This is a genomic window from Streptomyces sp. NPDC006265, assembly GCF_040613555.1.
Taxonomy (GTDB): Bacteria; Actinomycetota; Actinomycetes; order Streptomycetales; family Streptomycetaceae; genus Streptomyces.
This window is the reverse complement of the sequence record NZ_JBEXSH010000645.1, coordinates 1-5308: the sequence shown is the minus strand read 5'-3', so window position 1 is coordinate 5308 and position 5308 is coordinate 1. Positions and strand designations below refer to the sequence as shown.

The window sequence follows — 5308 nt, the reverse complement described above, 5'->3', positions numbered from 1 at the left end:
GTTCAGCAGGCCGAGCAGGTGCTGGAGGACGAGGACGAGGTGCCGATCGAGCCGCTGGAGGCGCCCATCTCCGGCAGGGCGACGCCGTCGGTGGCACGAAGTCGCGCTCGACCACGCCCGTGTAGATCTGGCGCGGGCGGCCGATGCGGGAGCCCGGCTCCTTGATCATCTCGTGCCACTGGGCGATCCAGCCCGGCAGCCGGCCGAGGGCGAACAGGACCGTGAACATCTCGGTCGGGAAGCCCATGGCCCGGTAGATCAGGCCGGTGTAGAAGTCGACGTTCGGGTAGAGGCTGCGCTCGACGAAGTAGTCGTCGGAGAGCGCGTGCTCCTCCAGCTTCAGCGCGATGTCCAGCAGCTCGTCGGACTTGCCGAGGGCGGACAGCACGTCGTGCGCGGCGGCCTTGATGATCTTGGCGCGCGGGTCGAAGTTCTTGTAGACCCGGTGGCCGAAGCCCATCAGGCGGACGCCGTCCTCCTTGTTCTTCACCTTGCGGATGAAGGAGTCGACGTCGCCGCCGGAGTCGCGGATGCCCTCCAGCATCTCCAGCACCGACTGGTTGGCGCCGCCGTGCAGCGGGCCCCACAGGGCGTTGATGCCGGCGGAGATCGAGGCGAACATGTTCGCCTGCGAGGAGCCGACCAGGCGGACCGTGGACGTCGAGCAGTTCTGCTCGTGGTCCGCGTGCAGGATCAGCAGCTTGTCGAGCGCGGAGACCACGGTCGGGTCCGGCTCGTACTCCTGCGCCGGGACCGAGAAGGTCATGCGCAGGAAGTTCTCGACGTAGCCGAGGTCGTTGCGCGGGTAGACGAACGGGTGACCGATCGACTTCTTGTACGCGTACGCGGCGATCGTCGGAAGCTTGGCGAGCAGACGGATCGTGGAGAGGTTGCGCTGGCGCTCGTCGAACGGGTTGTGGCTGTCCTGGTAGAACGTGGACAGCGCCGAGACCACCGAGGACAGCATGGCCATCGGGTGGGCGTCGCGCGGGAAGCCCTTGTAGAAGTTCTTGACGTCCTCGTGCAGCAGAGTGTGCTGCGTGATGTCGTTCTTGAACACCGAGAGCTCGTCGACGGTCGGCAGCTCGCCGTTGATCAGCAGGTAGGCGACCTCCAGGAAGGTGGAGCGCTCGGCCAGCTGCTCGATCGGGTAGCCGCGGTACCGCAGAATGCCCGCTTCGCCGTCCAGGTACGTGACGGCGGATTTATACGCGGCCGTGTTGCCGTAACCGCTGTCCAGCGTCACCAGACCGGTCTGGGCGCGGAGCTTTCCGATGTCGAAGCCCTTGTCACCGACGGTGCTGTCGATCACCGGGTAGGTGTACTCGCCGTCGCCGTACCGCAGTACTACAGAGTTGTCGCTCACGTCTTCCCTCACCGACGTTGTGCCTCATCTTCGAGGTTGCCCTGACTGTCTCTACCATCCCCCACTTGGCTCAGGAGAGTGCACTCGGGGTCGACCATCGGGCCTATCGACGGCACTGAGTGCCGCCAACTTGCTCATCCTGCCCCCTGCGTTCCCCTTCTGGAAGTGTCTTGTGACCTTCACGACTCGTTTGATCGATCATTTTTCGTTGAACCGAGCCGGAAGTCGAGCGCCGTGCACCGCCGGCCCGCCGAAACCGTGCGCACCGCCTGCCCGATCGCCTTGCGCGAACCGACGAGGACGACCAGCTGCTTGGCCCGGGTGACGGCCGTGTAGAGCAGGTTCCGCTGAAGCATCATCCAGGCGCTCGTGGTGACCGGGATGACGACCGCCGGATACTCGCTGCCCTGGGAGCGGTGGATCGTCACGGCGTATGCGTGTGCCAGCTCGTCGAGTTCGTCGAACTCGTACGGCACCTCCTCGTCCTCGTCGGTGAGCACCGTCAGGCGCTGGTCGACCGGGTCGAGCGAGGTGACCACGCCGACGGTGCCGTTGAAGACGCCGTTCTCGCCCTTCTCGTAGTTGTTGCGAATCTGGGTGACCTTGTCGCCGACGCGGAACACCCGTCCGCCGAATCTCTTCTCGGGCAGATCGGGGCGGCCCGGGGTGACGGCCTGCTGCAGCAGGCCGTTGAGGGTGCCGGCGCCGGCCGGGCCGCGGTGCATGGGGGCGAGGACCTGGACGTCCCGGCGCGGGTCCAGCCCGAACTTGGCCGGAATGCGACGGGCGGCCACGTCCACGGTGAGCCGTCCGACGGCCTCGGTGTCATCCTCGACGAAGAGGAAGAAGTCCTTCATGCCGTCCGTGACCGGGTGTTGGCCGGCGTTGATCCGGTGCGCGTTCGTCACCACACCGGACTGCTGGGCCTGCCGGAAGACCCGTGTGAGACGGACCGCTGGGATCGGGCCGCCGTCGGCCAGGAGGTCACGGAGCACCTCCCCCGCGCCGACGCTGGGCAGCTGGTCGACGTCCCCGACGAACAGCAGGTGCGCCCCCGGCGGGACGGCCTTCACCAGCTTGTTGGCGAGCAGCAGGTCCAGCATGGACGCCTCGTCGACCACGACGAGGTCGGCGTCCAGCGGGCGGTCCCGGTCGTAGGCCGCGTCGCCGCCGGGCTTGAGCTCCAGCAGGCGGTGGACGGTGGAGGCCTCGGCGCCGGTGAGCTCGGACAGGCGCTTGGCGGCCCGGCCCGTGGGCGCGGCCAGAACGACCTTCGCCTTCCGGGCGCGGGCCAGCTCCACGATCGAGCGGACCGTGAAGGACTTGCCGCAGCCCGGGCCGCCGGTGAGAACGGCGACCTTCTCGGTCAGCGCCAGCCTGACCGCGGCCTCCTGCTCGGGCGCGAGCTCGGTGGCCGTGCGCCCCTTCAGCCAGCTCAGCGCCTTGTCCCAGGCCACGGTCCGGAAGCCCGGCATGCGGTCCTCGTCGGTGCGCAGGAGGCGCAACAGCTGGGCGGAGAGGGAGAGTTCGGCGCGGTGGAAGGGGACGAGGTAGATCGCGGTGACGGGCTCGCCGCCGTCGGGCCCGGGGACCCGCTCCCGTACGACGCCGGGGTCCTCGCCGTCCTCCGCGGGCTCGGCCAGCTCGGCCAGGCATTCGATGACCAGGCCCGTGTCGACCTGGAGGAGCTTCACCGCGTCCTTGATCAGCTGCTCCTCCGGGAGGAAGCAGTGGCCCTGGTCGGTGGACTGGGACAGCGCGTACTGCAGGCCCGCCTTGACGCGCTCCGGGCTGTCGTGCGGGATGCCGACGGACTGGGCGATCTTGTCGGCGGTGAGGAAGCCGATGCCCCAGACGTCGGAGGCGAGCCGGTACGGCTGGTTCTTCACGACGGAGATGGAGGCGTCGCCGTACTTCTTGTAGATGCGCACGGCGATGGACGTGGACACCTCGACGGTCTGGAGGAAGAGCATGACCTCCTTGATGGCCTTCTGCTCCTCCCAGGCGTCGGCGATCTTCTTCGTCCGCTTGGGGCCGAGACCGGGGACCTCGATGAGGCGCTTGGGCTCCTCCTCGATGATCTGGAGGGTGTCCATGCCGAAGTGCTGTGTGATGCGGTCGGCGAAGACCGGGCCGATGCCCTTGACCAGGCCCGAGCCGAGGTAGCGGCGGATGCCCTGGACGGTGGCCGGCAGGACCGTCGTGTAGTTCTCGACGTGGAACTGCTTCCCGTACTGCGGGTGGGAGCCCCAGCGGCCCTCCATGCGCACGGACTCGCCGACCTGTGCGCCGAGCAGGGCACCGACGACCGTGAGCAGGTCGCCGCCGCCTCTGCCGGTGTCGACCCGGGCGACCGTGTAGCCGTTCTCCTCGTTGGCGTACGTGATGCGTTCGAGTACGCCTTCCAGCGTGGCCAGTCGCCGCTCGCCCGTTTGGGCGGCCCCCGCCTGATCGGTCATGATCCGACCGTACCGCCCGGGTACGACAGTGCGGGGGCGGACGGAACACCGGTGACCCCTCACATAAAGCGACCGATCAGTATGCGCACAGGGGCTCACCTTTCACGGTGAATACACAAGAGAGCTCGAAGCTTTACAGTTCAAGCATCCCGGCCGCCCCTTTTGTGATCCTTTCCCGTGGAAGAATTCAGGGGGTTCATGAAATGGGGGGCGGACTCGATTCCGGAGCGACCGTGATGCCGATGCGTCCCCCTGGCCCGAGCGCCCCCGGGCGCGCCCACACCGCGGGCACGCTTCTCGTCGGACTGTGCGCCGTCAGCACGTGGACGCTGCTCGTGGTGGCTCCGGCGATTTCCGGAGAGCACGCGATCGTGGCCCCGGGGTCTTCCACGCCGCACGGGAACACGCGCGTCCCTCCGGCGCCGCACCGGGCACCCGTGCCCGAATCCCTGCCCCTTCCCAGCCCCGGCCCGGGTTGATCCCACCCCGCCCGTTCCATCCCCCGGCTCCGAATGAAGACGAGGAACGATGTCACCCCAGGCCCAGAGCGTCGCCCTGTGGATCATGTCCCTGGCCATCAACATCACGGCGGCATGCGCGGGCATCGTCTGGGGCTGGGAGGCCTTCGCACAGTTCCTGCTGCCGGCGTTCGGGTCGGTGGTGGGGGCGTCGATGGTGAGCTACAGCCTGCGGCGGTGAGGACGCCGCGCGCTCCCGGGCAGCGCGAAAAGCCGATTGCCGCTCTGCCTCCCGCCTGAGTAGCGTCCGCCCCATGCCCCCGACCCTGCACACCGCGCGCCTGCTCCTGGGCCCGTACACCCGGGACGACGAAGAGGGTTTCGTCGCCCTGTTCCAGGACGTCGGGGTGTCCCGGTGGATGGGTGACGGGCCCTCTTCCGAGGCGGAGGACCGGGCGCTGTTCGGGCGGATCTTCAGCAAGGTCTATGCGCGGGACCTGTTCGACGTGTGGGCGGTCCGGCGCGAGGGACGACTGGTCGGGCACGCGGAGATCAAGCGCACCGACGCGGTGGACGGGCACGAGATCGTCTACGCGCTGGCTCCCGAGGCCTGGGGGAGCGGACTCGGGACCGAGCTCGCCGAGGCACTCCTGGCCTACGGCTTCGAAACGCTCGGACTCGCCGAGGTGCACGCCACCGTCGCCGCCGGGAACGAGGCCTCGTTGCGCCTGCTCGGGCGGATCGGGTTCGAGCACGTGCGTGACGTCGAGGAGGACGACGGGGGCCTCACCCGCGTGCTCACAGCCTGCCGAGGATGACCCCGCGCCAGGTCCAGCCGACGGTGAGCACGACATCCCGCAGGGGGTCGCGCAGTTCCGCGCTGCCGAAGCGGTAGGTCTCCGTCGCTTCGAGCCGGCCGCTCTCCCCGCGGCCGATCGTGTAGTCGCGGGAGACGGTCCGGTCGGGCCCGCGCGTGTACTGCCCGGAGATCTTCAGCCGCGGCGGGTCGCCGACCCGGGTGACCC

4 protein-coding genes and 2 pseudogenes are annotated in these 5308 nt (G+C 68.7%); 2 read left to right on the top strand and 4 right to left on the bottom strand.

Translation table 11 applies throughout. The features are described from left to right. Window positions 1-2 precede the first annotated feature (2 nt). From ABZ281_RS36320 to ABZ281_RS36310, 3 genes and pseudogenes are all read right to left on the bottom strand, one after another. The gene (locus ABZ281_RS36320) at window positions 3-68 is read right to left on the bottom strand and encodes a hypothetical protein (protein WP_355831188.1); all 66 of its coding nucleotides are present in this window, start codon (window positions 66-68) and stop codon (window positions 3-5) included. Window positions 69-91: 23 nt separating this feature from the next. Then, a pseudogene (locus ABZ281_RS36315) lies at window positions 92-1366 on the bottom strand (citrate synthase); the annotation flags it as partial. Window positions 1367-1545: 179 nt separating this feature from the next. Beyond that, window positions 1546-3825 (bottom strand): ATP-dependent RecD-like DNA helicase, encoded by a 2280-nt coding sequence (locus tag ABZ281_RS36310; RefSeq protein WP_356662318.1) that lies wholly within the window; start codon window positions 3823-3825, stop codon window positions 1546-1548. Window positions 3826-4353: 528 nt separating this feature from the next. Between ABZ281_RS36310 and ABZ281_RS36305 the strand changes: the two genes are divergently transcribed. Together ABZ281_RS36305 and ABZ281_RS36300 are read left to right on the top strand one after the other, a co-directional pair. Beyond that, window positions 4354-4524, top strand: a complete 171-nt coding sequence (locus tag ABZ281_RS36305) for a hypothetical protein (RefSeq protein WP_157851227.1) — start codon at window positions 4354-4356, stop codon at window positions 4522-4524. Window positions 4525-4597: 73 nt separating this feature from the next. Beyond that, window positions 4598-5101, top strand: a complete 504-nt coding sequence (locus tag ABZ281_RS36300; protein WP_356662317.1) for a GNAT family N-acetyltransferase — start codon at window positions 4598-4600, stop codon at window positions 5099-5101. On the opposite strand, the pseudogene ABZ281_RS36295 reads toward ABZ281_RS36300, so the two are convergent. Then, window positions 5082-5308, bottom strand: a pseudogene (locus ABZ281_RS36295) (hypothetical protein); the annotation flags it as partial. The gene ABZ281_RS36300 and the pseudogene ABZ281_RS36295 overlap by 20 nt on opposite strands.

Coding starts and splice junctions, on each gene's coding strand:
- ABZ281_RS36310 (WP_356662318.1), bottom strand. CDS start 3,825: ATGACCGATCAGGCGGGGGCCGCCCAAACGGGCGAGCGGCGACTGGCC.
- ABZ281_RS36300 (WP_356662317.1), top strand. CDS start 4,598: ATGCCCCCGACCCTGCACACCGCGCGCCTGCTCCTGGGCCCGTACACC.
- ABZ281_RS36305 (WP_157851227.1), top strand. CDS start 4,354: ATGTCACCCCAGGCCCAGAGCGTCGCCCTGTGGATCATGTCCCTGGCC.